Origin of the sequence: Sphingobacterium sp. 40-24, from assembly GCF_001899705.1 — a bacterium.
Lineage (GTDB): Bacteria > Bacteroidota > Bacteroidia > Sphingobacteriales > Sphingobacteriaceae > Sphingobacterium > Sphingobacterium multivorum.
Genome location: NZ_MKWH01000034.1, coordinates 203,967 through 229,932, shown reverse-complemented (window position 1 = coordinate 229,932; position 25,966 = coordinate 203,967). Strand labels below are relative to the sequence as shown.

Below are 25,966 nucleotides of genomic sequence, written 5' to 3'. Positions count from 1 at the left end.
TCTGATCTTGGAATTCAACACGATACATGAACTCGCTTCCATTAGGTTTATCTTGGTTATGCCACAGTCTTTGTGTTTTTCTCGATGCTATAATATGAGCGAATAAATGATCTTATTTTTTAGCCATCGTGTACACTATTGCCTATCGACGTTCTGCAAAAATGTTAAAACTATATTATAACACAAAATCTTTCGATAAATAACGGTTTAAAATAGAAAAACATTGTGTGCTGACCCGGTGTTTATCTTGGAGTGGGGGAGTGTTTTAAGGTAACATTTTTAGAATTTTACGGTAAGCGATTGCTCACTTAGGATTATTTTAATAAATCAATGGTATTTTTGAATAAGTGGTTCTAAAAAGTACAGTTTTTTGACAAAAGACTTGGACGTTTACCAAAAACTATATTAAATTTGCATCAATCACAAAAACATGAGCAAAAAATCAAATAAAGAAGTTGACGTTGTTCTGATCGGCGCCGGTATTATGAGTGCTACTTTGGGTACTCTAATCAATGAATTAAGCCCAGACGTTAATATTGAAATTCTTGAGCGTTTGGATGTTGTGGCTGCTGAAAGTTCTGACGCATGGAATAATGCTGGCACGGGTCACTCTGCTTTATGCGAGTTAAATTATACCCCCGAACAGAAAGATGGTTCTGTCAAGATTGATAAAGCAGTGAAAATTGCCGAGCAATTTGAAGTCTCTAAGCAATTTTGGTCCTACCTCGTTGATAAAGGCATTATTGCCCAACCTGAAAATTTTATCCGTAGTATTCCACACATGAGTGCGGTTTTTGGTGAAAAAGACGCTAAATTTCTAAAGACAAGATGGGAAACACTAACGACCCAAAACTTGTTCAAAGGGATGGAATATACCGAAGATACAGCATTGTTGAAATCGTGGATTCCATTGATGATGGAAGGACGTGCGGCAGACGAAAAAATCGCTGCGACAAAAATGGATCTGGGTACTGATGTAAATTTTGGGTCGTTGACACGTGATTTGATCGCTAATCTTGAAAATAAAGAAAATATTTCGATTTCCTTAAACCACGAAGTAATTGACATCGAACGTGAAGATGACGGTCGCTGGGAAGTGGAAGTCAAAGATTTAAAGACAGGAACAAAGCGAGAAATCAAGGCAAAATTTGTATTTATTGGAGCCGGTGGGCACTCGTTGTTATTGTTGGAAAAATCTGGAATACCCGAAGCGAAAGGCTATGGCGGATTCCCGGTGGGAGGCCAATGGCTGCGTTGTGTGAATGAAGAGATCATTAATACACACCATGCGAAGGTGTATGGTAAAGCTTCTGTCGGTGCGCCTCCAATGTCTGTACCGCACTTAGATACACGTTATATTGATGGCAAGCAAGCGTTATTGTTTGGACCATATGCAGGTTTCTCAACTAAATTCTTAAAACAGGGGTCTTACTTCGATTTACCGGCTTCTATCAAATTGTCCAATATCCGTCCGATGTTATCAGCCGGACTTGACAACTTACCGTTGACGAAGTATCTTATTACTGAAGTCATGAAGTCACCAAAAGATAAACTGGAGTCTTTAAAACAATTTATGCCTACAGCTAAATTGGAGGATTGGGTTATCGAGAAAGCAGGACAACGTGTTCAGGTCATCAAGAAAGATGAAAAGAAAGGTGGAATTTTAGAATTTGGTACAGAGGTCGTTTCGAGTGCCGATGGTTCTATTGCTGCGCTATTAGGAGCTTCTCCTGGAGCTTCGACGTCAGTAGCTATTATGATCAGCTTGTTGAAGAGATGTTTCCCTGAACGTGCCAAATCAGATGAATACCGTAAAAAACTACGTGAAATGATCCCTTCACACGGGAAATCATTGAACGATGATGCGCAACTTTGTAAAGAAACGCGTACGCGTACGCACAAAGCGTTGAAATTGATTGATATAGAATAATCAATTCGACCGAAAATATACTTATGGGGTGCTTGGAATGACCATGGTCATTCTCGGCTGAGATTATACCCAATAAAAGCGATTGTACCTCCTTGTACAATCGCTTTTATATACCTGATCCAGGTAATGCTGGCGTAGGGATTTAATTTCAATAAAAAATAGCCGTTTCTCTCCCATAGGTTTATTATGAATGACACGATATAATAAACAAGGCGATGACTTCTGAAACAATTTTCGAAGCTTTTGTAAAACAGATTCAACAGGCCACCATTGCGGAATGGTTAGGGGTATCCTTTGGTGTTTTACAAGTTTGGTTTTCCCGGCAAAATAAATCGATCAATTACATTTTTGGGATTATTGGTATCTTAATTTCTGTTTACGTATTATTCCATGCGAAACTATATGCCGAAATATTGCTACATCTCTATTATTTGATCATGAGCATCTATGGCTGGATCTATTGGAAATATAGTCGTGATGTAGCTACGCCCATAACACACTTTGAGCCGAAAGAATGGTGGATAGTAGGTGGCATATGTGCTGTCGGTTTTCTGTTGTTTTATTTCGGATTGGTACACTTAACAGATTCTGATGTACCGCTTTGGGATTCTGCAGTTTCCTGTACAGCTTGGGCAGGGATGTGGTTATTGGCAAAGCGGAAGATAGAAAACTGGATATTGTTGAATATCAGTAATCTGATGGCAATTCCTTTACTGATCCATAAAGGGCTGTTTCTTTATTCGGGCTTGACGTTATTTTTATTTGTTATGGCATTTAGTGGGTATTTTAATTGGAGGAGAATAATACGTGAAGAAAGATATGCAATTCAATAGCGAAGATATCGCTATACTGAAAGATAATCAGGCAAAAGGAATTCAGCAGAAAACGTTGCCAGATGGACAATTGCAGCTGATTTACCGTCGGAAGTGGTTTAAGATTTGGGTTCCCCGTGCATTAGGTGGATTGGGGTTAAGTGTACCTGAAGGACTCAGTTTATTGGCTGATCTGGCTTATTGGGATGGGGGATTAGCCTGGACAGTAACCTTATGTTCAGGAGCAAATCTGTTTGTCGGTTTTATTGATCCCCTTATAGGAAATCAAATTTTCGAAACGGATCGGGTTTGTTTCGGAGGTAGTGGACAGGCATCTGGTACTGCTACGCGTGAAGGGGACCACTATCGACTCCGTGGTTTCTGGAGATATGCTACCGGAGCGCCACATTTAACGCACTTCACATTAAATGCCGCAATTCAGGAGGCGGGAAAACCCGTTTTGGACGAAAAAGGTGAACCGCTGATAAAATCATTTTTTGTCGATCGGGATCATGTACTGATTCACTATGACTGGGATACATTTGGATTGGAAGCTACAGCTTCGCATTCTTTTTCGCTGGAAGACGTTCTCGTTGATAGCAGGCAGTCTTTTGAGATTGATGCGGCAAAAAGTACACGTCGCGAGCTGTTGTATCAATATCCCTTTATGCCTTTTGCGGAATTGACTTTACTGGCCAACTTTACGGGAATGTATAAGCGCTTTTTGGATTTAATCGAAAAACTATTTGTGTTAAAAAGCAATCAATCCAAATGGGAGAAGACTGAAAGTAAAGAAGCGTTTAGGGTACTCGATGAATTTCAGCAAGATTATGTTAATCGGAGGGAAGCAATCATGAATTTGGCCGCTCTTTCTTGGGAAAATCTTCACGATGGAAATGATAATGCAGCGATTTATGAACAGATAGGGATACAAAGTAGAGATTTTGTGGAATCTATCTTAACAAATACGATAAGACTCTATCCACACACCGGAATTTCGGGGGCCGCCATTGACCATGAAATCAATATCATCTTCCGGAATATTTTTACGGCTTCGCAACACAAGTTATTGCAAAAGAGCTTCTAAACAACAAAGACTATCCTAGGATAGTCTTTGTTGTTAAATAGGATGTGTTCCCGGCGGGGGTCGAACCCACATCGTCAGAACCGGAATCTGAAATTCTATCCATTGAACTACGGGAACGTCTGGCAAAGATATACTATTTTCTAGATCTTACAAACAATCTTTGTGATAAAATTATATCTTTTAGCAATCAATTTTTAAGGCATCTTATCGTCAGTATTTTAGCGTTTAGCTTTTGTCAATTCTCTATTTTTTTACGTCAATGCTATAATAGTTTCCATATATGCTTAGCATCGGGCGGGCAATGTGGAATGAGAGGAGGCTAGCACGATTGCCCCTGAATAAAGCAGTATAGTTCATTTGGATGACCGAGCTGGCAAAAGGTGATCGGACATTCATCACGACCGTGGATGATATTGCGTAATAACGGAATGAAGGTAGTCCCTATCGATGTGTGTGTATATTTCGGTCGTGGTAATGCTTTCATGACCGAGCATATCTTGTACAGCTCTTAGATCTGCCCCGCCTTCCACTAAATGTGATGCAAAACTATGCCTAAAGGTATGTGGGCTGATGGTTTTTTGTAAACCGATTTTTAAGGCAAGTTCTTTGATGATCAGGAATATCATTACCCGAGATAATGCGGCGCCTCTTCTGTTGAGGAATACAATATCTTCATTTCCGGCCTTAATCTTGATATGAGGTCTGATCGTTTCTAAGTAGATACGGAGGTGTTTAATGGCGTGTTGACCAATTGGAATGAGGCGTTCTTTGCTTCCCTTGCCCTCAACTTTGATAAATTCAACATCTAAAAAAAGGTTCGATATCTTGAGTGTGACAAGTTCGGAAACACGGAGACCGCATCCGTATAAGATTTCGATGATCGTTTTATTGCGCTCACCCTCGGGTGAAGAAAGATCGATTGCCGCGATCAATTGATCGATCTCATGTATGCTCAAAACGCTGGGCAGCTTGCGTGCCAAGCGTGGCGCCTGAAGAAGATCTGTCGGATTGTGGACGAATTCATGCTCGATCATCAAAAAGCTAAAGAAAGTCTTCAGGCCAGAGATCAGCCTGGATTGTGTGAAGGGTGAAATATTAAACTCCTGCAACCAAGCCAAAAACTCCTGTATATTTTTTCTCGTTACAGTATTTAAAACCAAATGATTGTCTTCGCAGTAGATCTGAAATTTGGATACGTCATTTAAGTAAGCATCAATTGAATTAACGCTTAAGCCTCTTTCGAACTTTAAGAATTGTTCGAATTCTTTTTTTATATCAGTCCAGTTTTCAAAATCCATTTGCAACAAAATTACAATTAACTGTTGTTCTTTTCGAAAGTTATTCTGTATTTTTAAGTGGAATTTTTACAGATTATAAGTAATACAAAGAGACGTTCCCTTATAGCGGGTCCCGATTCCTCCTTGGATAATGAAAAAAGTATTAATCTGTATTTTACGATTTATCGGGACAATTGATCTCCTGTTCCGTTTACCCTAATATAAAACAATTAGCAAAAATAACTGAAAAAAGACATTTTTTTGTATGAAATTCATTAAACCACTCGCATTAGCTTTTCTATTACCGGCTACGTTCTATATAGCAGAAGCAAAAATGCCAACCACGTTAACTGCGGAAGCGCGCGCGATTCTATCCCAAGATAGTTTGGCCCTGAATCAAAAATTACCCTTCGATAATGAAGTCATCACAGGGAAACTGAAAAATGGATTTACATACTTTATTCGTAAAAATAGCGAGCCTAAAGGTCGTGTTACCATGTATTTGGGCATGAAGGCCGGCTCTATTCTAGAAAATGAAAAACAGCTTGGTTTGGCCCATTTTTTAGAACATATGAACTTCAATGGCCTGAAGCACTTTCCAAAGAATGAATTGGTTAACTACCTGCAGAAAGCGGGGGTTCGATTTGGATCGGACCTCAATGCCTATACCAGCTTTGATCAGACCGTTTATCAGCTGCCCATTCCTTCTGACGATCCTGAACTTTTAAAAAATGGTTTGCAGGTAATGCGCGATTGGGCTCAGGACGCTTTGTTGGATGGCGAAGAAATTGATAAAGAACGGGGTGTTATTCTCGAAGAAAAACGAGGTGGAAGAGGAGTACAGCAGCGTTTACAGGATCAATACTTTCCGATGTTGCTCAATGGTTCCCTTTACTCCAAGCGTTTGCCGATCGGAACTGAACAGATACTGAAAACATTTCCCTACACAGAAATACGCAAATTCCATGAAGACTGGTATCGCCCGGATTTACAGGCCCTGATCATCGTTGGAGATATTGATCCCAAGGAGATGGAAGAAAGGGTGAAAGTATTGTTTTCCGATATGAAAATGCCCAAAAAAGCATTGGAGCGTAAAAAATATCGGGTCGATCTGTTAAACAAGAACCAGTTCTTGGCTATTTCAGATCCGGAACTGCCCTACACTGTTGCACAGATTTTGATCAAAAGCGAAAAAGAAAAGGTTTCCACGGTAGGAGATTACAGAAACGAGCTGTTGAAGAATGTGTTCAATCAGATGATCGCGGGGCGTTTTTCTGAATTGATGCAACAACCGAACCCTCCTTTTATGCAGGCAGGTGGAAGTATCAGCGATTTTGTTGCTAACCTTAATACTTTTTCATTGTTGGTAGTGCCTAAACCAGGCGAGTTGGAATCCGGATTTAAAGCGATGTTAACCGAATTTGAGCGCATTCAAAAATACGGTTTTACACAGACGGAGTTGGATCGTGCCATCGCCGATATGAAAAAGGGTAACGAGATGTCATTTATCGAGCGTGATAAAAAGAAGTCGGATAGCTATGTAAACCGTTATCTCAATTATTTTATTGATGATGAACCTGCTTTAAGTAATGAAAACGCTTATCGTTTGACAAAACAGCTGTTACCAACCTTGAAACTGTCGGAAGTGAATGGTTTGGTGAAAAAATATTATACCGATCTGAATCGCGATGTTTTAGTTATGGGGCCAGAAAAGGATAAGGCCAATTTACCCGCTGAGTCTACCGTGATGGGCTGGGTAAAGGCAGTGGAAGAGAGTCCCGTGACAGCATATGAAGATAAAGTTTCCAATCTTCCCTTGCTTTCAAAAGAGCCCGTAAAAGGCACTGTTGTATCGTCAAAAAGTATTGACGCCGTTCAAGCGAAAGAATTGATCTTAAGCAATGGTGTGAAAGTAATCTTAAAGCCTACGGACTTTAAAAATGATGAGATACAGATTATGGCGTATAGTCCGGGTGGAACATCAGGCTATAGTGATGCAGACTACTTCTCAGCCTCCAATGCGTCTTCTTTAATTGATGCAAGCGGCGTTGGACAAATGAACAACGTTGAGCTTACGAAGTATCTTTCAGGAAAAGATGTCTCCATCTCTCCGTATATCTCCGAACGTTACGAAGGTATTTCAGGTAGTACAGATAAAGAAGGCTTGAAGAATGCTTTTGAATTGATTTATGGTTATTTTACCGAGCCTCGATTGGATCAGGATATTTTCCAGAGTACCATGACCCGGGCAAAAGGATCTTTGGAAAATAGGTTGAGCAATCCAAATAATGTATTCTCGGATAAAGTGAAAGAAGTGCTTTATGGCAACAATGTCCGCCGGCAAAACCCAACGGTAGAAACGATCAATAAAATTGATCGGGAACGTGCTTTGGCAATTTACAAAGAACGATTTGCTGATGCTTCGGATTTTGTGTTTACAATTGTGGGGTCATTTGACGAGAATCAGATCAAGCCTTATTTAGAAACCTACCTGGCTTCATTGCCGGCCCTTAAAAGAGGAGAAAGCTACAAGGATTTAAATATTCTGGAGCCGAGCAAGGGCGAGCGCGTAGTTGTTCATAAAGGCAAAGAGGAGAAGGCAAGTACGCAATTGGCCTACTATGGGGACTATACCTATAATGAAATTGAAAATGTGAATATGGAAGCCTTGGAGAGTGTGTTGACGATCAAATTGTTGGAAAGACTCCGTGAAAAAGAAGGTGGAGTTTACGGCGTGGGCGCTCGGGCGAGTTTCAGTAAGCTGCCAAAAGCACGTTATGCTTTTTCCATTGGTTTTGGTTCGGCAGTAGATAAGGCTGATGCTTTAATCACTTCGGCCTTGGATGAAGTAAAAAAGATTCAGGAAAAAGGCCCTGAAAATGGAGATATCGAAAAGTTCCTAGCAGAACAGCAGCGACAAAATGAGTTAAATCTTCGTGAAAATGGTTATTGGCTGAATTATATATCAAGTTCTTATCAGAATGATCTTGATCTTGCACGATATACACGTAGAATAGACAATTTGAAGAAGGTAACTTCGAAGTCGGTGCAGGATGTTGCCGGAAAATATTTGAAAAGAGATCGACTTTTTGAATTTATTTTGATGCCGGATTCTAAATAACAGGAGTCCTGGAAAATAGAAGGGTTGCCTGCGTAGTAGGCAACCCTTTTTTATTGGCCAAAAATTAGGAACAAAAAATCCCAACCATTTCTGATTGGGATTGCCAAAATGTCTAATAAGTATCTCTTGTTAACCCAAATAGGATTTTAAGATTTTGCTTCTTGAAGTGTGTCTCAAACGTTGAAGAGCTTTATCTTTGATCTGACGAACGCGCTCACGTGTTAAATTGAATTTTTCTCCGATTTCCTCTAACGACAATTGGTGATTGGAACCTAAGCCAAAGAAAAGCACGATAATTTCACGTTCTCTTTCTGTTAATGTTGCCAATGATCGTTTGATTTCTTCTGACAGAGATTCATCAATCAAAGAACTGTCTGTGTCTGGATCATGGTTCTCCAAAACGTCCAAAAGTGTGTTTTCTTCACCTTGAACAAAGGGAGCGTCCATAGATACGTGACGGCCAGAGTTGCTTAGCGTATCCGAAACCTTGTCTACTGTGGTTTCAAGGATATCCGCCAATTCTTCTGGAGATGGTTCCCGTTCGTATTCTTGTTCTAGTTTTGAGAAAGCCTTACTGATTTTGCTCAATGAACCAACTTGATTCAATGGCAGACGTACGATACGCGATTGTTCAGCAATTGCTTGAAGAATAGATTGGCGAATCCACCAAACGGCATAAGAAATGAATTTAAACCCCTTTGTTTCGTCAAAACGTTTAGCTGCTTTAATTAAGCCCAGGTTACCTTCATTGATTAAATCACCTAAGGTTAAACCTTGATTTTGATATTGTTTTGCTACTGATACTACGAAACGAAGGTTGGTTTTAGTCAATTTTTCCAAGGCAACTTGATCGCCTTCGCGGATACGCTGTGCTAATTCTACTTCTTCTTCTGCTGTAATTAAGTCTACTTTACCAATTTCGTGTAAGTATTTGTCCAAAGACTGTGACTCACGATTGGTGATAGATTGTGTAATTTTGAGCTGTCTCATTAATTTTTATTAATTCTCCTCTCTAAGAAATGTTTGCGAAAATACGAAAAATTTTTGAATTATTAATGGAAAATTGATTATCTAGCCACTCATATTTAATGAGTTAGGCTTTTTTGAGTTTCAATTTTTAATCATCAAAAACTATTCCATTTTAATATTTTTTTTCCTCTTATCTGTTGCTGTAATATTCAACTGTTTGATATTTAAAGAGCTAAAAGGTTTAATTTTTTTTATTGTTCTAAACAATTTAACTCGTCGGCAGCTGATTTATTATGCACCATGCATTCCTCAAATTTATTTTAAAATGATAATTTTATGATAAAACAAAAAGATGGATCTTTTGTTTTATTAGTGACATTAAATAAATTTAAAAGAATAAAAATTATATTATGCCAATCTTAATTCACTTGGATAAAATAATGAAAGAGAAAAAGATGTCGCTTAACCAATTGAGTGACAACGTCGGAATTACCCTTTCCAATCTTTCAATCATCAAGAATCAAAAGGCGAAGGCATTGCGATTAGATACTCTTGAAGCGATATGCAAAGCGCTAGACTGCCAGCCTGGTGATCTGCTGCAATATTATGATGGTGGTGATGAAAAAGGTTAAAATCGATAGCCTTTTAAAAAATCGACTACATTCATTCTTTTTTTGCCTTCGAGTTGAAGGTCAGAAATGACAATATAGCCGTCTTGTGTCGCAATTTTTAAGAAACTTTTCTTGTCAGTTTCTACGGTTCCCGGTATTGTAGCTGTATGGGCAAGCTCTTTTTCTGTGCGATAGATTTTTAGTACCTTATCATTTAAGAGGGTAAATGCCGCTGGATAAGGGCTTAAACCGCGAATGAAGTTATAAACCTGCGCAGTGGGCTGATCCCAGTTTATTTTACAGTCTTCTTTGAAAATTTTTGGTGCATGTTTGAGCGGCTCCGTGGTGAGAAGGACGTCTTGAGGTTTAGGCTGCAAGGTTCCGGCCTTCAATTGCTGGATGGTTTGAAGGAGCGTTTCTGCTCCAGCCACCATGAGGTTATCGTGAAGATCACCGGCGTTATCTGTTTCTTTGATGGCAACTTTCTTCGACAATAAGATGTTTCCCGTATCGATTTCGTGCTGTAGTAAAAATGTCGTTACGCCCGATTCTTTCTCTCCATTGATGATGGCATGATTTATCGGTGCTGCACCCCGGTATTGTGGAAGGAGTGAGGCATGGACGTTGATCGTTCCAAATTTAGGCATATTCCAGACGATCTCAGGTAGCATACGAAATGCCACCACAACCTGTAGGTCCGCCTGAAAACTTTTGAGGTCATTCAGAAATGCTTCATCGCGAAGTTTCACGGGTTGAAGAACTGGGATGTTATGTTGTTTAGCAAATATTTTCACCGCAGATTCATGTATTTTTTGTCCGCGTCCTGCAGGTTTATCCGGTACAGTAACCACAGCGACAACTTGTTCGCCAGACTGAATCAGTGCTTCAAGTGAAGCTACAGCAAAATCGGGAGTACCCATGAAAATAATACGCATAATACTTGAAAATTTTTATAAAACTCTTTAAACCAGTGCAGGGGCCTCCTCGTTGAATAGCCTACTGAAAAACGCCTAATAATTTGTCATTTCAGTTTTGTAAATAACAAATTTTTATAACTTTGCGAAGTTACATAAATATATTGAAAGCTTGAATTTTCCTTATTTTTTAGCAAATCGGATCGCATTTTCTGGAAAAAGAACGTTCTCAAAATTGATCGTTCGGGTGACTATTGGTGCCATTGCTCTTGCTATTGCAGCGATTATTATATCTATTGCGGTATTGCGCGGATTTAAGGGAGAGATTATCAGTAAGCAACGGAGTTTTTTTGCCGATGTATTGGTTTTACGTTACGACCTGAATAAGTCTTACGAAAATTCGCCCATATCACTTGCACCGGAGGTCCGCAAGTCCATATTGGCGATTCCTCAAGTCAATTCCATCAGTTCCTTTGCAACCAAGGCCGGAATCATCAATGTCAACAATGAAGTGGAAGGCGTGGTTCTCAAGGGTATCGATTCATTGTACAATCAGCAGCCGTTTCAACGTATGCTGGTGGAAGGGAATATGATAGACTTTAAATCGGATAATGCCGATAATCAAATTTTAGTCTCTAAGTATCTCGCAGATCGATTGCTCTTAAAAGTCGGTGACGATTTTATTATGTATTTCGTGCAGGATCCTATACGCAAACGTAAATTTGTCATTAAGGGCATTTTTAATACAGGCTCTGAAGAATTAGATAAGGTCTATGTAATCGGGTCTCTCAATGTCATCCGCAAACTGAGCAACCTCGATGATCATGAGGTAGGAGGCTATGAGATTCGGATCAAAGATTTTAGTCAGCTCGAACGGACAACAAACAAGGTTGAAGATCTGTTGCCTATCGATATGCAGGCAATTAATATCAAGGATCAGGTTCCCGATATTTTTCAATGGCTGGAACTGCTGGATATGAACACCAAAATCATTTTTATACTGATGACGGTCGTGGCTATTATCAATATGATTTCCGCCTTGCTGATCACCATTCTTGAGCGTACTTCAATGATCGGTATTTTAAAGGCGTTGGGGTATCACAATGCCGGAATTCGCCGCGTCTTCATGTACAGTGCCTTGTACCTGATCGGCCTCGGATTGTTAATCGGTAATCTTATTGGCCTCGGTTTTTACTTTTTTCAGGATTTTACCCATTTCTTTAAATTGGATGAGAAGACCTACTATATCTCCTATGTGGCCGTTCAACTTCAATGGTCTGATGTGATTCTTGTCAATTTGGCTGTTGTGTTTATCGGAATGATCTCTTTATTTATTCCGTCAATGCTAATTACCAAAATTAGTCCGATTAAAGCCATTTCTTTTAAGTAACACTCTTTTTAGGCTTCGCTTTCTTTAAAAAATCGTATTTTTAATGCTGTTAACTATTTTTCGAGCTGTATAGAAAAATAAGTATTTATATTTTACGGCTAGTATACAAGCACATATGAATAAAACTTTTGAGCATATTTCCCACGCCTTTGAAGCACCTTTACAAAATCCTGTACTTATATTTTCACTGGTACTTTTTATTATCCTGTTATCACCGATTGTACTGCGACCGATTAAGGTTCCGGGGATTATAGGATTAATTATATCCGGCGTTATTATTGGGCCGCATGGACTAAATTGGCTGGAAAAAAACTCGGCCATAACGCTTTTTTCAACAATAGGCCTGCTCTATATCATGTTTATTGCCGGGCTCGAGTTGGACATGAATGAATTTAAAAAGACAAAAAATAAGAGCTTGCTCTTTGGCTTCTTGACATTCATCGTGCCGATCAGTATTGGCTATCCCGTTTGTCACTTTTTATTGGGTTACGATGTTTTGCCGAGTTTATTGATATCAAGCATGTTTGCTACCCATACGCTGGTTTCTTATCCCATCGTCAATAGCTATGGTATTTCAAAAATGGAGGCCGTTGCGATTACGATCGGTGGAACAATCCTGACCGATACGGCCGTGCTGATTATTCTTGCTGTAATTACCGGCGTTTCTCAGGGAAATATAGGTAATGAATTTTGGATTACCCTGGCGATTTCCTTTGCTATCTTTCTGTTTATCATGTTTGGTGTTATTCCGAGGATCGCGAAATGGTTTTTTGAGCGCTTGGGGAGTGAGAAGACGTCCAATTATATCTTCGTTCTCTCGGTTGTGTTTTTTGCGGCATTTTTGGCAGAAATTGCCGGCCTTGAGCCGATTATTGGGGCTTTCGTGGCCGGTCTGGCCCTCAATAAACTGATTCCACATTCTTCGGCTTTGATGAATCGGATCGAGTTTATCGGTAATGCGATTTTTATTCCTTTCTTCTTGATATCTGTGGGCATGATTGTCGATGTCAGCGTGATCTTGAAAGGGCCGCAGGCCCTTATTATTGCCGGAACACTGACCGTTGTGGCTATCGTCGGAAAATATGTGGCCGCCTGGCTGACACAGATCGTTTTTAAATACAGCCGTGGTCAACGTAACCTAATATTTGGTTTAAGTAGTGCACATGCTGCGGCAACACTGGCCGTTATTATGGTTGGACATAAGAACGGCATTATCGATGAGAATGTGCTTAATGGTACGATTCTGCTGATTTTGGTGACCTGCATTGTCGCCACGGTGGTGACGGGAAATGCCTCACGTAAAGTGGTTCTGGATGGCGAACAGGACGAAGAACATACTGATGTGGTAAAGGAAAAAGATGAAAACATCTTGATTTCTATCGCTAATATGGATAATATGGAGCCGATTTTGGATTTTTCAACCTATATTAAAAGCAAGAAATGTTCCTATCCTGTCAATATTGTGTCCGTTGTGAAAGATAATGAACAGGCACAATTAAACATGTCCAAAGCACGGAAGAACCTGGACAATATGGTCAGGTATGCTTCGGGTAGTGAAACAAATGTGAATATAAGTGCTACTATAGATTTAAACATTGCCAGCGGGGTTGCACGTTCGGCAAAAGAGGTTTCTGCCAATTGTATTGTTTTAGGCTGGCCAAGTGCGGCCAATTTTATGGATAAGTTTGTCGGGGAGAAAACGGAAAGTATTTTAAATAGAACCTCGGCTAATGTGATGTTATGTCATTTTAAAAAACCTTTTATTTCGAATAAGTCGATTGTCGTTTTTGCACCACCGATGTGCGAGGCGGAATTTGGTTTCGAATACTGGCTGGAAAAGGTAGTTAAGTTTGCCCAGGAATTATCCCTGTCCATCACTTTTGTGGTTGATACACGTTCTGCCGCTGCCATTGAAGAACATCTCGTCGAATTGAAAAATTCTGTTCCTGTCACATTCAAACATTACGACAACTGGGACAATTTACAGGGCCTTAAAGCGTTTAAGGAGGAGGATGCGATGTTTATTTTTGTGTCGGCTAGAAATGGAGAAGTTTCCTATCGGGATTCGCTGGATGGAGTAGCAAAGAAATTAGATCGTATTTATGCAAACGAAAATCTTGTTTTAGTGTTTCCTAGTAGAGTGGAAAATGCGCACATCGACGAATATGAAGATGTTGAAGCTGCACCAATCTTTAGAAAAATTAGCAAAGAAATCGGAAATATGTTTAATAAGGGATAGTTATTGTCCGTTAAAATTGAAGGTTATGTCAAATAAGATTACAATGTCAAGTGAAGGAACTTTACAGGTTCCAGATTTTCCAACAATTCCTTTTATTATCGGCGACGGCATTGGTCCTGACCTCTGGCATGCGGCAGTGCGTGTTTTTGATCAGGCGGTGGAGAAAGCGTACGGCGGACAACGGAAAATTACATGGAAGGAGGTGTTGGCAGGTGAGAAAGCTTTCAACGAAACAGGCGAATGGCTACCAAAAGATACGTTGAATGTATTAAAAGAGTACCTGGTTGGAATCAAAGGGCCGCTCACCACGCCAGTAGGCGGGGGAATCCGTTCGTTGAATGTTGCGTTGCGTAAGGATTTGGATCTCTATGTATGTCAACGCCCGACAAAATGGTTTGAGGGTGTACCTTCGCCAGTCAAACATCCCGAGTATGTGGATATGGTGATTTTTCGCGAAAATACCGAAGATATTTATGCTGGAATAGAGTTTCAGGCAGGAACAGCTGAAGCCAACAGATTCCAGGATTTCTTGCATGATGAGCTTGATATTGATTACAATTTCTCGGCCACGACAGGCGTCGGTGTCAAGCTGGTTTCTGAAGAGGGCTCCAAAAGATTAGTCCGTGCAGCGATAGAACATGCTATTGATCACAATTTGCCTTCCGTGACGATTGTCCACAAAGGAAATATCATGAAATTTACGGAGGGGGCTTTTAAGATGTGGGCTTATGAGGTTGCTGAAACGGAATTTGCCGACAAAACCTATACGTGGGGACAGTGGGAGCGAACGAAAGAGGAAAAGGGTGCTGAGGTTGCTAACCAAGAGCAAAAAGCGGCCTTGGATTCCGGTAAAATCTTGATTAAAGATATGATTGCCGACAATTTTTTACAGCAGATCCTGCTGAATCCACGGGATTTTTCTGTTGTAGCAACGTTGAATCTGAACGGTGATTATATTTCTGATGCGCTGGCAGCAATGGTTGGCGGTATAGGGATCGCACCGGGTGCTAATATCAATTTTAAAACCGGGCACGCTGTCTTTGAAGCCACCCATGGTACTGCACCTCGCTTTGCAAATACCAATACCATGAATCCTTCATCGGTTATTTTAAGCGGTGTTATGCTATTCGAATACCTCGGCTGGACCGAAGCTGCAGCGGCAATTGTTAAGGCCTTAGGAGAAACGATACTGGCTAAGACGGTGACGGTGGATTTTTACAATTTGATGGATGATGCGACCTTGGTCAAAACAAGCGAATTTGCAGATCGAATTATTGAAAAAATATAAGAATTTTATTTTCTGAGATATTAAGCAGAAATTTGAATAAAATTTCTGCTTTTTTATGGATTACAATCAGCTGCCACTTTTTATAAAGGAATCGACCGTTTTTACGGAGAACGAAAAAATGAAGTTGGCTCAGATCGACCGTTTACCCACGCCACAGGAGGTAGACGATATAACGAGTCTCCCTGAAATTTACGAATTGCTAAATGCCTTTATTGGTGATCAATCTTCTCGTAATACCCATCTTCAGCTCAAGGCTAAGGAGTATTTGCAAGATAATCAGGTAGATATGGCATGGAAAGTGTTGCTTATTTGATGTTTTTTGCATTGAATTAGCTGTTTGTTGTGCGATCTTTTTATTGAAATCATTTAGAATTTTATAAATTTTCAATAAAAAAACAGATTAGTTGAAAAATATATAATTTTATTTTACCTTTGGTTTTTAAACAACGGATTGCTTAGCTAGGGTTAAAAAATAGCAATCAAACAAACTATAACATCAATGAAACATAATTTTGGAGCAGGTCCATGTATTCTGCCAAAGGAAGTATTTCAACAAGCCTCAGAAGCTGTAATTGATTTTAACAACACCGGTTTATCAATTTTAGAGATCTCTCACCGTTCCAAAGAGTTTGAAGCAGTGATAGATGAAGCCACACAATTAGTACGCGAGTTATTGGCAGTCCCTCAGGGATATTCGATTCTTTTCCTTCAAGGAGGGGCAAGTTTGCAATTTGCAATGGCGCCGTTGAATCTTTTACCTGAAGGCGGTAAGGCTGCTTATTTGGATACGGGTGTATGGGCTACAAAAGCATTAAAAGAAGCTAAAAAATTCGGTACAGTAGATGTTGTAGCTTCGTCGATTGATAAAAATTATTCCTATATCCCTAAGGGATATGCCATCCCAACAGATGCGGCATATTTTCATTATACAGCCAACAATACCATTTACGGTACGGAGGTTTTTGATAAACCCGAAACTGCATTGCCAGTGGTTGTTGACATGTCTTCTGATATTTTTTCACGTGAGATCAACGTTGCTGACTATGATTTGATTTATGCTGGTGCTCAAAAAAATATGGGACCTGCAGGTGTTACACTCGTGATTGTTAAAGATGATATCTTAGGTAAATCAGGACGTATTCTTCCATCGATGTTGGATTATCAATTGCATATCAACGGTGGTTCAATGTACAATACACCACCTGTATATTCGATTTTTGTTTCGATGTTAAACCTTCGTTGGTTAAAAGCAAAAGGCGGTGTTTCGGTATTGGAACAAGAGAATATCATCAAAGCACGTGCTTTATACGATGAAATCGATCGCAACCCATTATTCAAAGGTACTGCTGCTGTAGAAGACCGTTCACGCATGAATGTTACTTTTGTGATGGATACACCAGAGTTGGAAGCTGAATTTTTGGCTTTGGCGAAAGAACGTAATTTGATTGGCATCAAAGGTCACCGTTCTGTCGGTGGATTTAGAGCTTCAATCTACAATGCTTTACCATTAAGCAGCGTAAATGCGTTGATTGATGCCATGAAAGAATTTGAGGACACGCATACGGCCTAATGTCGTATGAATGTTGCTGGAATTTAACAGTTGACGAACAAATAATTAGTTAGATTACGAATTATAAAGGTCGTATCGTATTCACGGGATTGGATCTTCCGATAAGTTGAATGGTACTGATACCTTTAAAAACGAATTATAAAGATGAAAATATTAGCGAATGACGGTATCGATCCACTAGGAAAAAAAATGCTGGAAGATGCCGGTCATAGTGTAGATACAACGCATATTCCACAAGAAGAGCTTCCAGAAAAGCTTCTTGCTTATGACGCAATCACGGTACGTAGCGCAACTAAAGTGCGTCAGGCCCTGATTGATGGCTGTCCTAATTTGAAAGTTATCGGCCGTGGTGGAGTAGGCATGGATAATATTGACGTAGAATATGCCCGTTCAAAAGGCATTGCTGTTGTCAATACCCCGGCGGCATCTTCGCTATCCGTCGCTGAGCTGGTGTTTGCTCACCTATTGAATGGTGTCCGTTTCTTATACGATGCCAACAGAAAAATGCCTGTTGAGGGCAACACAAAATTTGGCGCCCTTAAAAAAGCTTATGGTGCCGGTACGGAGCTTCGTGGTAAGACGATCGGTATCGTTGGATTTGGCCGTATCGGTCGCGAAGTTGCCAAAATCGCCATTGGTCTAGGAATGGATGTGGTTTATACGGATTTGTTCGAAGGACCAAAAGCGTTGACCATAACACTTTCAGGTGGTATCCAGGTTGACGTGCCTATTCAACAAGTGGAGATGGACAACTTATTGAAAGTTTCAGATTTTATCTCTTTACACGTTCCATTTTTGGATAAACCAGCGATTGGAGCTGCAGAGTTCCCATTATTGAAAGATGGTGTAGGCTTAGTCAATGCTTCTAGAGGTGGCGTTATTGATGAGTTGGAATTGGTGAAAGCATTGGATTCGGGCAAGGTAGCATTTGCTGGTTTAGATGTATTCGACAACGAACCTACTCCACGTGAGGAGATTTTAAAACATCCGAAAATTTCATTGACGCCACATATTGGAGCGGCAACTAATGAAGCTCAAGAAAGAATCGGCGAAGAATTGGCCGGTCTACTGATCGAAAACTTGAAGAAGTAATTCTTCCGCATAACATAAAGGTATGCGGCACAAAACTTTCATGATTTTGTGCCGCATTTTTTTTAATATAAATTCATGAATTGCCTATATTGGCACACAGAAATTTAATAATTGTAACTTCAGTATGAAAGTTTTAAAATTTGGTGGTACTTCCGTGGGGAGTGCAGCACGTATCAAAGGGTTGTTGGATATTGTAAACCCTTCTGAACGTCAGATCGTCGTGTTGTCCGCAGTTGCTGGAACGACAAATGCTTTGGTTGAAATCGGTCAAGCTTACACAGCAGGTAAGAAGGACGAAGCTAAAGAGTTGGTCAAGAAGCATAAGGATAAGTACGAAGACCTTATTAAAGAACTTTTCAGTACTGAACAGGGATATAAAAATGGTAAAGAATTGATCGATTACCATTTTAATCTGATTTCTACCTTGGCCAACGAATTGTTTACACCCATCGAGGAGAAAGTTATTTTAGCACAGGGCGAATTGATGTCTACCGCTTTATGGCATTTTTACCTGAATGAAATTGGCGTAAAATCCGTGCTGTTGCCAGCCCTGGACTTTATGAAAATTGATGAAGACAATGAGCCTATGGTTGATTACATTGGCGAAAAGCTAAGCCATATTTTGGCCCAGAGTCCAGAAAATACCCTATTTATCACGCAAGGTTTTATTTGCCGTAATTCTTTTGGTGAAATTGATAATTTGCGCCGTGGAGGTTCAGATTATACGGCTTCCTTGATCGGGGCAGCAATCCGTGCCGAGGAAGTTCAGATCTGGACTGACATCGACGGGATGCACAACAATGATCCCCGTGTTGTCAAAGGAACCACACCGATTGCACATCTAAGCTTTGATGAAGCTGCGGAGCTAGCTTATTTTGGTGCTAAAATCTTACATCCACAATCGGTGTTCCCAGCGCAAAAATATAACGTTCCAGTTCGGTTGTTGAATACGATGGAACCCAATGCAAAAGGGACATTGATCAGTAAAGACGGTGCGCAGAAAGGTTGTATTCGTGCTATAGCAGCGAAAGACGGTATCACAGCAATTCATATCCATTCGTCGAGAATGCTACTTGCCTACGGTTTCCTGCGCCGTGTCTTTGAAATATTCGAGCGTTATAAAACACCAATCGATATGATCACAACTTCGGAAGTGGCGGTGTCTTTGACGATTGATGATACCACAAATTTGGCGGATATTATCAAAGAAGTGGAAGATTTTGGTTCAGTAACAGTTGATGGTGATCAGACCATTGTATGCGTTGTAGGGGATTTTGGTTTGAATAGCCATGGCTATGCCGCTCGCGTACTTGATGCTGTAAAACACCTTCCAGTTCGTATGATTTCGTATGGTGGTTCAGACTTTAACGTGTCAATTCTATTGAATTCAGATCATAAAACTGAAGCATTACGTTCATTGCACAATCGTTTATTTTAAGAATTAGGTTTTTATATGATAAATACAGGTATCGCGGCGAAGTTTGCAGAGAAAGAAACGCCGTTTTATTATTATGATCTGCATGTGTTAAACAAGACCCTGGAGGCTGCGCATGCTGCTTCGCACAAACGGGGATTTCATGTTCATTATGCATTAAAGGCCAATTTTAATGACGAGTTATTGAAGGCGATTCAAGCGGTCGGCTTTGGTGCGGATTGTGTGAGCGGCAATGAGGTGAAGAAAGCCATTGAATGTGGCTTTGATTCCAAAAAAGTTACTTTTGCAGGAGTTGGTAAATCCGATAAGGAAATCAATTACGCGCTCAATCAAAATATCTTCGCGTTTAATGTTGAATCTATTCAGGAGCTTGAAGTCATCAATGAGCTTGCCGCAAAGAAAGGTGTAAAAGCAAATGTGGCTTTACGGATCAATCCAAATGTGGATGCACATACCCACCATTATATTACAACAGGGCTTGACGAAAACAAATTTGGTGTGCCCAATGCCGATTTGGAAAAGTGTGCAGCCGTGCTTAAAAAATGTGAGTCTATTGAATTGGTAGGCCTTCATTTTCACGTCGGTTCACAGATTACGGATATGACCGTATTCAAAAGCCTTTGCGTAAAGGTCAATGAATGGAAAAACTGGTTTGAAGAACGCGGTACACAAATCCGTGTATTGAATGTCGGTGGCGGATTGGGGATTGATTATAAAAATCCGGATGGAAATACAATTCCTGATTTTGAAGCCTATTTTGATATTTTCGACCGCTTCCTGGAGCGTACAGCACAGCAAGAAGTGCACTTTGAATTGGGACGGGCTTTGGTCGCGCAATGCGGAAGCTTGGTAAGCCGCGTGTTGTATGTCAAAAATGGTGTCAAAAAAAATTTCTTGGTATTGGATGCCGGAATGACTGAATTAATGCGCCCAGCCTTGTATCAGGCCTACCATAAAATTGAGAATATCAGTGCGACAGACAGCGCCGAATCCATTAACTACGATGTGGTTGGGCCAATCTGTGAATCTTCGGATTGCTTTGGAAAAGAAGTGCCACTTCCGGTTTCAAAACGCGGCGACTTAATTGCCATTCGTTCTGCAGGTGCTTATGGCGAAGTGATGGCCTCGCGTTATAACCTCCGTGAAGAAATACGCTTTGTATACAACAATCAGCTATAATTGCTGTCGCAAAATAATTATTTCTAAGCCAGTCCATTTCTTGGGCTGGCTTTTTCGTTTTAACTGTTATACCGTGTGCTCTGCAACTTTTGTTTATGACTTTCTAGATCGTCTTTCGTATACTTGTTTATGCTTATGACGATTGAATTTCCGGTTACGATAGCGTTGTTTGGAAAAACATTTCTATTACATCCTTTTATGGAAGGCTTGGGGATGTTTATAGGTATGCGGTATTATCAACTGCTCAAATGGAAGGATGAGGAAAGTTTAGGGCATAGCAATTCACTGCTTATTGTGATCGCAGCAGGTCTAGGCGCTTTAATCGGCTCGCATCTTATCGGTTCCCTCGAGCGTCCGGCTGAATTGCTCAATGCGACACATAAATGGGCCTACATCTGGGTAAATAATACAATAATCGGTGGTTTGGCCGGAGGTTTGGTTGCCGTAGAAGGGATGAAGAAGATCATGGGCAAAAAAGAGAGTACCGGGGATAGGATGGTCTTTCCTTTAATTACCGCAATTGCCATTGGTCGGATAGGATGTTTTTACACGGGGGTGTTCGAACAGACTTATGGTTTGCCCACAAGCTCTCCCTTGGGAATGTACCTCGGTGATGCCTATAAACGGCATCCGGTAGCGCTGTATGAAATCGCATTTTTACTGCTCTTATTTGTAGGACTCCAACTTTTTAAACGACGATACAATTATCGAAATGGTGTGTTGTTTCAACTTTTTATGCTTAGTTATTTTAGTTTTCGTTTCCTGCTGGACTTTATCAAGCCCCGGGCAATTATACTTTTGGAGCTAAGTACCATACAAATTACCTGCATCGTGGTGATAATTTATTATATTTATTTATTAAAAAATGAACGTTTAATCAAAAAATAGAAATTATGTATTTGCTTGAAGGGTCATTTGGTTCGGAAAGTACCGCGATGTTGGGACTTTTTCTACTTACTTTAGGTGCTATTGTAATTGGGATTGCACTTTTGGTTATTATCATCGGCTCGATTATTAAAGCGGGCAATAAAGATTCAAAATTCAATGTCAATCCCTGGCTTAAAGTATTGTTGGGTGGAATTGGAGCAATGCTAGCAGGAGGGCTTGCCTGTGGACTTACCTTTATGAACTAGAAATCAGAACGATGCCAGTTAGAAACTATACCTACTACGATTATACCATTAGCCTATGTCCAACATGCCTTTCGCGTGTTGGTGCCAAGATTATTATTGAGGATGAACAGGTATTTATGACCAAAAACTGTCCTGATCATGGCTTTTTCAAAACATTGATTGCTACGGATGTTGACTATTATAAGAACATTCGGAATTATAATAAGGCCTCCGAAACACCTTTGAAATTTGACAATGAAGTACATTATGGCTGTCCATACGATTGCGGTTTATGCGTCGATCACGAGCAGCATAGCTGCCTGTCAATTGTTGAGGTGACCGACCGCTGTAATTTGACCTGTCCAACCTGTTATGCCATGTCGTCACCCCACTACGGGCGACATCGCTCGCTGGAAGAGATTGAACAGATGTTTGACAAAATTGTAGCCAGTGAAGGCGAACCAGATGTGGTTCAGATCAGCGGTGGAGAGCCAACCATACATCCTGATTTTTTTAAGATTTTAGACATTGCGAAGACAAAGCCTATTAAGCATCTCATGCTCAATACGAATGGTATCCGAATTGCCAACGATCCTGGTTTTGCTGAGCAACTCGCCACCTATGCGCCTGAATTTGAAATCTATCTCCAGTTTGATTCTTTTCGCCCTTCTGTGCTTGAAAAGTTTCGGGGAAAAGATCTCACGGATGTCCGAAAAAAGGCCATTGACAAATTAAATGCGCTCAATCTGAGTACAACATTGGTGGTGGTCCTGGAAAAGGGAACCAATGATGATGAAATTGGTGAAATCTTAGATTATGCTTTACAACAGCGATGTGTACGCGGGGTAACCTTTCAACCGGTGGAAATTGCCGGGCGAAATGCGACCGATGCACAGCAACATAAAATGACACTGACCGAGGTGCGTCAGGAAATCCTGAATCAATATTCCCTATTGGATCCACATGATATTATTCCTGTTCCTTGTAATCCTGATGCGTTGGCGATGGGTTATATCCTGAAGATAGGCGATGAGCGGATACCCTTGACCCGGCATATTGATCCGGCTATTTTATTAAATAACCAATCGCGCAATACCATTGTCTATGAACAGGACAAAGGTGTTCAGATGCAATTGCTGGATATATTTAGTACCGGAATTTCGGTGGATAAGGTAAAGCCAAAAGTAAACCAGTTACTTTGCTGTTTGCCAGAAGTGTGCGCACCTGATCTTGATTACGACAATCTTTTCCGCATTATCATTATGAATTTTATGGATGCCTACGATTTTGATGTTCGTGCTGTTAAGAAATCTTGTGTCCACATCGTCAATAAAGACTTGAAGTTGATTCCTTTTGAGACGATGAATTTATTTTATCGTGATGATAAAATAAAACGGCTGGAAGAACTAAAACTCTCCGATGCTATTCGATTTTAACAGGAGATAAGTTATTTTTGTCGGAGAAAAACCTTTGGTCCTTTCTTTGCAATTTGTAGTTTCCATGGCATTTGACTACCTGTTGCCAGGAAAGAAAGTCAACAAAATTAGAAGTATGAAATTGGGCATTGTTAAGCGTTTTATTTTTGTCTTAAGTCTCTTGACTTTTCAGCTGCACGGATTTGCACAGGACTCCGTTCAGGTTCGGAAGAATCAGATAGGCGATCGCACGGCGAGCCATAGCAGCCTAAGTAGACGGTCGAATGTGGATTCGACGCGGGTTGGAAATGACTCACTGCGGAATGAGCTACGAAATGATCTGCGCAAAGTAAATCTAAACTTTTTATCCAATATTCGTACGGCTTCCATGGCCGAGCTTATCGCGCAGCTGAATGAAAAATCCAATGGCTACTTGACAACGAATGCTGGATCGGCTAAAGATAGTATTGCTTTAATAAAAAATAGTATCCATGAAGAAATCAGCCAGTTGAAGTCAATTAAAGGCAGTATCAGCAATTATTCCAATAGCCTCAATGTGACAGCAGATCAGATCAAGACGCTGATCAACCGCTATGATATCAGTGCCAATAATCACAGTAGAGCGTATCAATATCTCGACAATGCGCAGCTTAAACTAGCTGCAAAACAAGATTCGCTGGAAGCGATCAATCGGACGATTGATGAACTTATAGCTAAAAATCAACGTCATCTGATTCGGATCGAAACCGTTCACGAAATGAAAAGCGGAAACAAAAAAGCCGATTCCGTGACCGCTAAAAGTTCGATATGGAAAGCCAATACGGCAGTCATCTCTAAAGATGTGATCTTAAATAATATCCGGAGTAATTACAGTAACAATAAGTCGATAGACAAATATGTGAATCGGACAGATTGGGCGAGCCGTATCCTGTTGATTGTACTGGGATTGGGGTATTGCTACTGGATTGTACGGGTGTCTTATATCCTTCGGCAAAATGATCCTGAACATAAACTTGCGATTGATGCGATCGTTGGGAAAACCATTATTTTTCTCCTGACACTGTTGCCTTTTGTAAACTTCTTTACACCAAGTTTCATTTTGCAGGCTTCCCAATTGGTCATCATGTTAATCTTCATGTTTTTGCTCAGGCATCGCATGAGTGGATTGCAGCGTAAAATTGCCATTATCCTTGTTGTATTCTATATCCTGGATGTATTTGTCAATATGATCGTAAGCGATGACCTGTTTTTACGTATCGTTTGTATTGCCTTCAATTTGATTGCTTTAGGATTGGTCAGTTATACGAAACGGCGTATAAAGAATGCGGATAGTCCGGGTTATATCAGTAATTTTATTTATGTGATTTTTGCTATACTCAACGTGACCGCAATTACACTGAATATTATCGGGCATGTGGAGCATTCACGTAGTTTTAGTATTGCCTGTGCTGTGGGGCTGGTACAGTCTTTTACACTGCAGTATTTTTCGGATATGATTAAGGCGGATGTCCGCAATCAGTTTAAAAAAGATCGGCTGACTTCCGGTTTTTGGATGCGTTTCAACGAGCAGCGCACCTTGGCTATCATCACCGAAATTCTGCGTATTGTCTGTGTGCTTTTGGCGATCATTGTCCTGGCAAATAACTTACAGTTTATTGAAAGTTTATTGGCATTGAGCGAAACATTCTTCGGAAAAGTACGCAGCATCGGCAGCATCTCTTTTACCTTAGGAAATCTTGGTGTAGCGGTTTTACTGCTGTTGGTGGCCAATTGGTTTCAGAAAAATATTAGTTTGATCGTTCTTGGTGGTGAAGACGGTCAGCTCAGCCAGGTCTATAATCAGAAGATGACCTTATTTCCGCTCTTTCGCTTGGCCATTATTCTGATCGGTTTCTTTATGGCCATCTCGGCCCTGGGTATGAGTTTGGACAAACTTACGGTCGTGATTGGCGCATTGAGTGTTGGTATCGGACTCGGCATGCAGAATATCATCAATAATTTTGTCTCGGGCATAATTTTGGTTTTTGATAAGCCGTTTCGCGTTGGTGATCAAATTGAGCTTGCGGACAAAAAAGGGCGCGTCAAGGAAATCGGTATACGCGCCAGTGTTTTAAAAACAGGTGATGGTGCAGATGTCATTATTCCAAATGGTGATTTGCTGTCGGGAAGGGTTGTCAATTGGACCTTATCCCAAGAATACAGCAAGACAAGTTTTGTTCTCCATATCGATCGGAAAGCAGATTTGGACCAAGCCAAACAATGGATCAAAGACGCTATGGAAAGTAGTGACCATTTTATCAAGGATAGAGATAGCGGAATCAGTATACAGGACATCAGTGCTGAGATGATTTACCTGAGTGTTTCCGGCTGGGTAAATTTTGCTGCCAATGCTTCTGCCTTTAAAAATGATGTCTTACTTGTATTGTATAAGAAGTTTGAAGCTGAGGGCTTGAAGTTTTATAGCGTCATTCCACCCAAGATTTAGCCCATTCAATTGCAATTTTTCCGCGTATACAGGGTGTATT

Annotated in this window: 20 protein-coding genes and 1 tRNA gene; 17 read left to right on the top strand and 4 right to left on the bottom strand. The window is 40.4% G+C overall.

Annotated features, from left to right (window positions below; genetic code table 11):
• The first annotated feature begins 430 nt into the window (after window positions 1-430).
• From BGP15_RS12850 to BGP15_RS12840, 3 genes are all read left to right on the top strand, one after another.
• Window positions 431-1,930 carry a malate:quinone oxidoreductase gene (locus tag BGP15_RS12850; protein ID WP_070569666.1) on the top strand — a complete coding sequence of 500 codons (1,500 nt, stop codon included), beginning with the start codon at window positions 431-433 and terminating at the stop codon, window positions 1,928-1,930.
• Window positions 1,931-2,145: 215 nt separating this feature from the next.
• Window positions 2,146-2,763, top strand: a complete 618-nt coding sequence (gene pnuC / locus BGP15_RS12845) for a nicotinamide riboside transporter PnuC (RefSeq protein ID WP_286769739.1) — start codon at window positions 2,146-2,148, stop codon at window positions 2,761-2,763.
• A complete protein-coding gene (locus BGP15_RS12840) occupies window positions 2,750-3,829 on the top strand; it encodes an acyl-CoA dehydrogenase family protein (RefSeq protein WP_286769738.1) in 1,080 nt (359 codons plus the stop codon). Before pnuC ends, BGP15_RS12840 begins: the two co-directional genes overlap by 14 nt.
• Window positions 3,830-3,874: 45 nt before the next feature.
• Here BGP15_RS12840 and BGP15_RS12835 read toward each other — a convergent pair.
• Together BGP15_RS12835 and xerD are read right to left on the bottom strand one after the other, a co-directional pair.
• A tRNA-Arg gene (locus BGP15_RS12835) sits at window positions 3,875-3,946 on the bottom strand.
• Window positions 3,947-4,224: 278 nt separating this feature from the next.
• Window positions 4,225-5,127: a site-specific tyrosine recombinase XerD gene (xerD, locus tag BGP15_RS12830; RefSeq protein WP_070569672.1), complete on the bottom strand. Its 903-nt coding sequence runs from the start codon at window positions 5,125-5,127 to the stop codon at window positions 4,225-4,227.
• 244 nt (window positions 5,128-5,371) lie between these two features.
• Here xerD and BGP15_RS12825 point away from each other — a divergent pair, with 244 nt between their 5' ends.
• Window positions 5,372-8,227, top strand: coding sequence for a M16 family metallopeptidase (locus tag BGP15_RS12825; RefSeq protein ID WP_286769737.1), 2,856 nt, complete (start codon window positions 5,372-5,374; stop codon window positions 8,225-8,227).
• Between the two features lie 129 nt (window positions 8,228-8,356).
• Here the strand turns inward: BGP15_RS12825 and BGP15_RS12820 are convergent, their stop codons facing one another.
• Entirely contained in the window at window positions 8,357-9,217 is an 861-nt protein-coding gene (locus BGP15_RS12820; protein WP_028068906.1) for a sigma-70 family RNA polymerase sigma factor, read from the bottom strand.
• A 389-nt stretch (window positions 9,218-9,606) separates the two neighbouring features.
• On the opposite strand from BGP15_RS12820, the gene BGP15_RS12815 reads away from it, so the two are divergent.
• Window positions 9,607-9,828, top strand: coding sequence for a helix-turn-helix domain-containing protein (locus tag BGP15_RS12815; RefSeq protein WP_046675813.1), 222 nt, complete (start codon window positions 9,607-9,609; stop codon window positions 9,826-9,828).
• On the opposite strand, the gene fmt is transcribed toward BGP15_RS12815, so the two are convergent.
• Window positions 9,825-10,742, bottom strand: a complete 918-nt coding sequence (gene fmt / locus BGP15_RS12810; protein WP_286769736.1) for a methionyl-tRNA formyltransferase — start codon at window positions 10,740-10,742, stop codon at window positions 9,825-9,827. The two genes, BGP15_RS12815 and fmt, sit on opposite strands and share 4 nt — an antisense overlap.
• Before the next feature lie 151 nt (window positions 10,743-10,893).
• Here fmt and BGP15_RS12805 point away from each other — a divergent pair, with 151 nt between their 5' ends.
• The 12 genes from BGP15_RS12805 to BGP15_RS12750 all read left to right on the top strand — a co-directional run bounded on the left by BGP15_RS12805 (window position 10,894) and on the right by BGP15_RS12750 (window position 25,926).
• Window positions 10,894-12,111 carry an ABC transporter permease gene (locus tag BGP15_RS12805; protein ID WP_286769735.1) on the top strand — a complete coding sequence of 406 codons (1,218 nt, stop codon included), beginning with the start codon at window positions 10,894-10,896 and terminating at the stop codon, window positions 12,109-12,111.
• A 115-nt stretch (window positions 12,112-12,226) separates the two neighbouring features.
• A complete protein-coding gene (locus BGP15_RS12800) occupies window positions 12,227-14,350 on the top strand; it encodes a cation:proton antiporter (RefSeq protein ID WP_286769734.1) in 2,124 nt (707 codons plus the stop codon).
• Window positions 14,351-14,375: 25 nt separating this feature from the next.
• The gene (icd, locus tag BGP15_RS12795; protein ID WP_286769733.1) at window positions 14,376-15,638 is read left to right on the top strand and encodes an NADP-dependent isocitrate dehydrogenase; all 1,263 of its coding nucleotides are present in this window, start codon (window positions 14,376-14,378) and stop codon (window positions 15,636-15,638) included.
• 55 nt (window positions 15,639-15,693) lie between these two features.
• Window positions 15,694-15,951, top strand: a complete 258-nt coding sequence (locus tag BGP15_RS12790; RefSeq protein WP_286769732.1) for a hypothetical protein — start codon at window positions 15,694-15,696, stop codon at window positions 15,949-15,951.
• Between the two features lie 186 nt (window positions 15,952-16,137).
• Complete coding sequence (serC, locus tag BGP15_RS12785; protein ID WP_070569687.1) at window positions 16,138-17,208, top strand: 3-phosphoserine/phosphohydroxythreonine transaminase; 1,071 nt, start codon at window positions 16,138-16,140, stop codon at window positions 17,206-17,208.
• A 144-nt stretch (window positions 17,209-17,352) separates the two neighbouring features.
• Window positions 17,353-18,300, top strand: a complete 948-nt coding sequence (locus tag BGP15_RS12780) for a D-2-hydroxyacid dehydrogenase (RefSeq protein WP_046675820.1) — start codon at window positions 17,353-17,355, stop codon at window positions 18,298-18,300.
• 124 nt (window positions 18,301-18,424) lie between these two features.
• Window positions 18,425-19,738 carry an aspartate kinase gene (locus BGP15_RS12775; protein WP_286769731.1) on the top strand — a complete coding sequence of 438 codons (1,314 nt, stop codon included), beginning with the start codon at window positions 18,425-18,427 and terminating at the stop codon, window positions 19,736-19,738.
• Between the two features lie 15 nt (window positions 19,739-19,753).
• Complete coding sequence (gene lysA, locus BGP15_RS12770) at window positions 19,754-20,914, top strand: diaminopimelate decarboxylase (protein ID WP_286769730.1); 1,161 nt, start codon at window positions 19,754-19,756, stop codon at window positions 20,912-20,914.
• Between the two features lie 135 nt (window positions 20,915-21,049).
• Window positions 21,050-21,802, top strand: a complete 753-nt coding sequence (locus tag BGP15_RS12765) for a prolipoprotein diacylglyceryl transferase (RefSeq protein ID WP_286769729.1) — start codon at window positions 21,050-21,052, stop codon at window positions 21,800-21,802.
• Window positions 21,803-21,807: 5 nt separating this feature from the next.
• On the top strand, window positions 21,808-22,047 hold the full coding sequence (locus tag BGP15_RS12760) for a hypothetical protein (protein WP_286769728.1): 240 nt from the start codon (window positions 21,808-21,810) through the stop codon (window positions 22,045-22,047).
• 11 nt (window positions 22,048-22,058) lie between these two features.
• A complete protein-coding gene (locus BGP15_RS12755; protein ID WP_286769727.1) occupies window positions 22,059-23,462 on the top strand; it encodes a radical SAM protein in 1,404 nt (467 codons plus the stop codon).
• A gap of 64 nt (window positions 23,463-23,526) precedes the next feature.
• On the top strand, window positions 23,527-25,926 hold the full coding sequence (locus BGP15_RS12750) for a mechanosensitive ion channel family protein (protein ID WP_286769726.1): 2,400 nt from the start codon (window positions 23,527-23,529) through the stop codon (window positions 25,924-25,926).
• The last annotated feature ends 40 nt before the right edge of the window (window positions 25,927-25,966 follow it).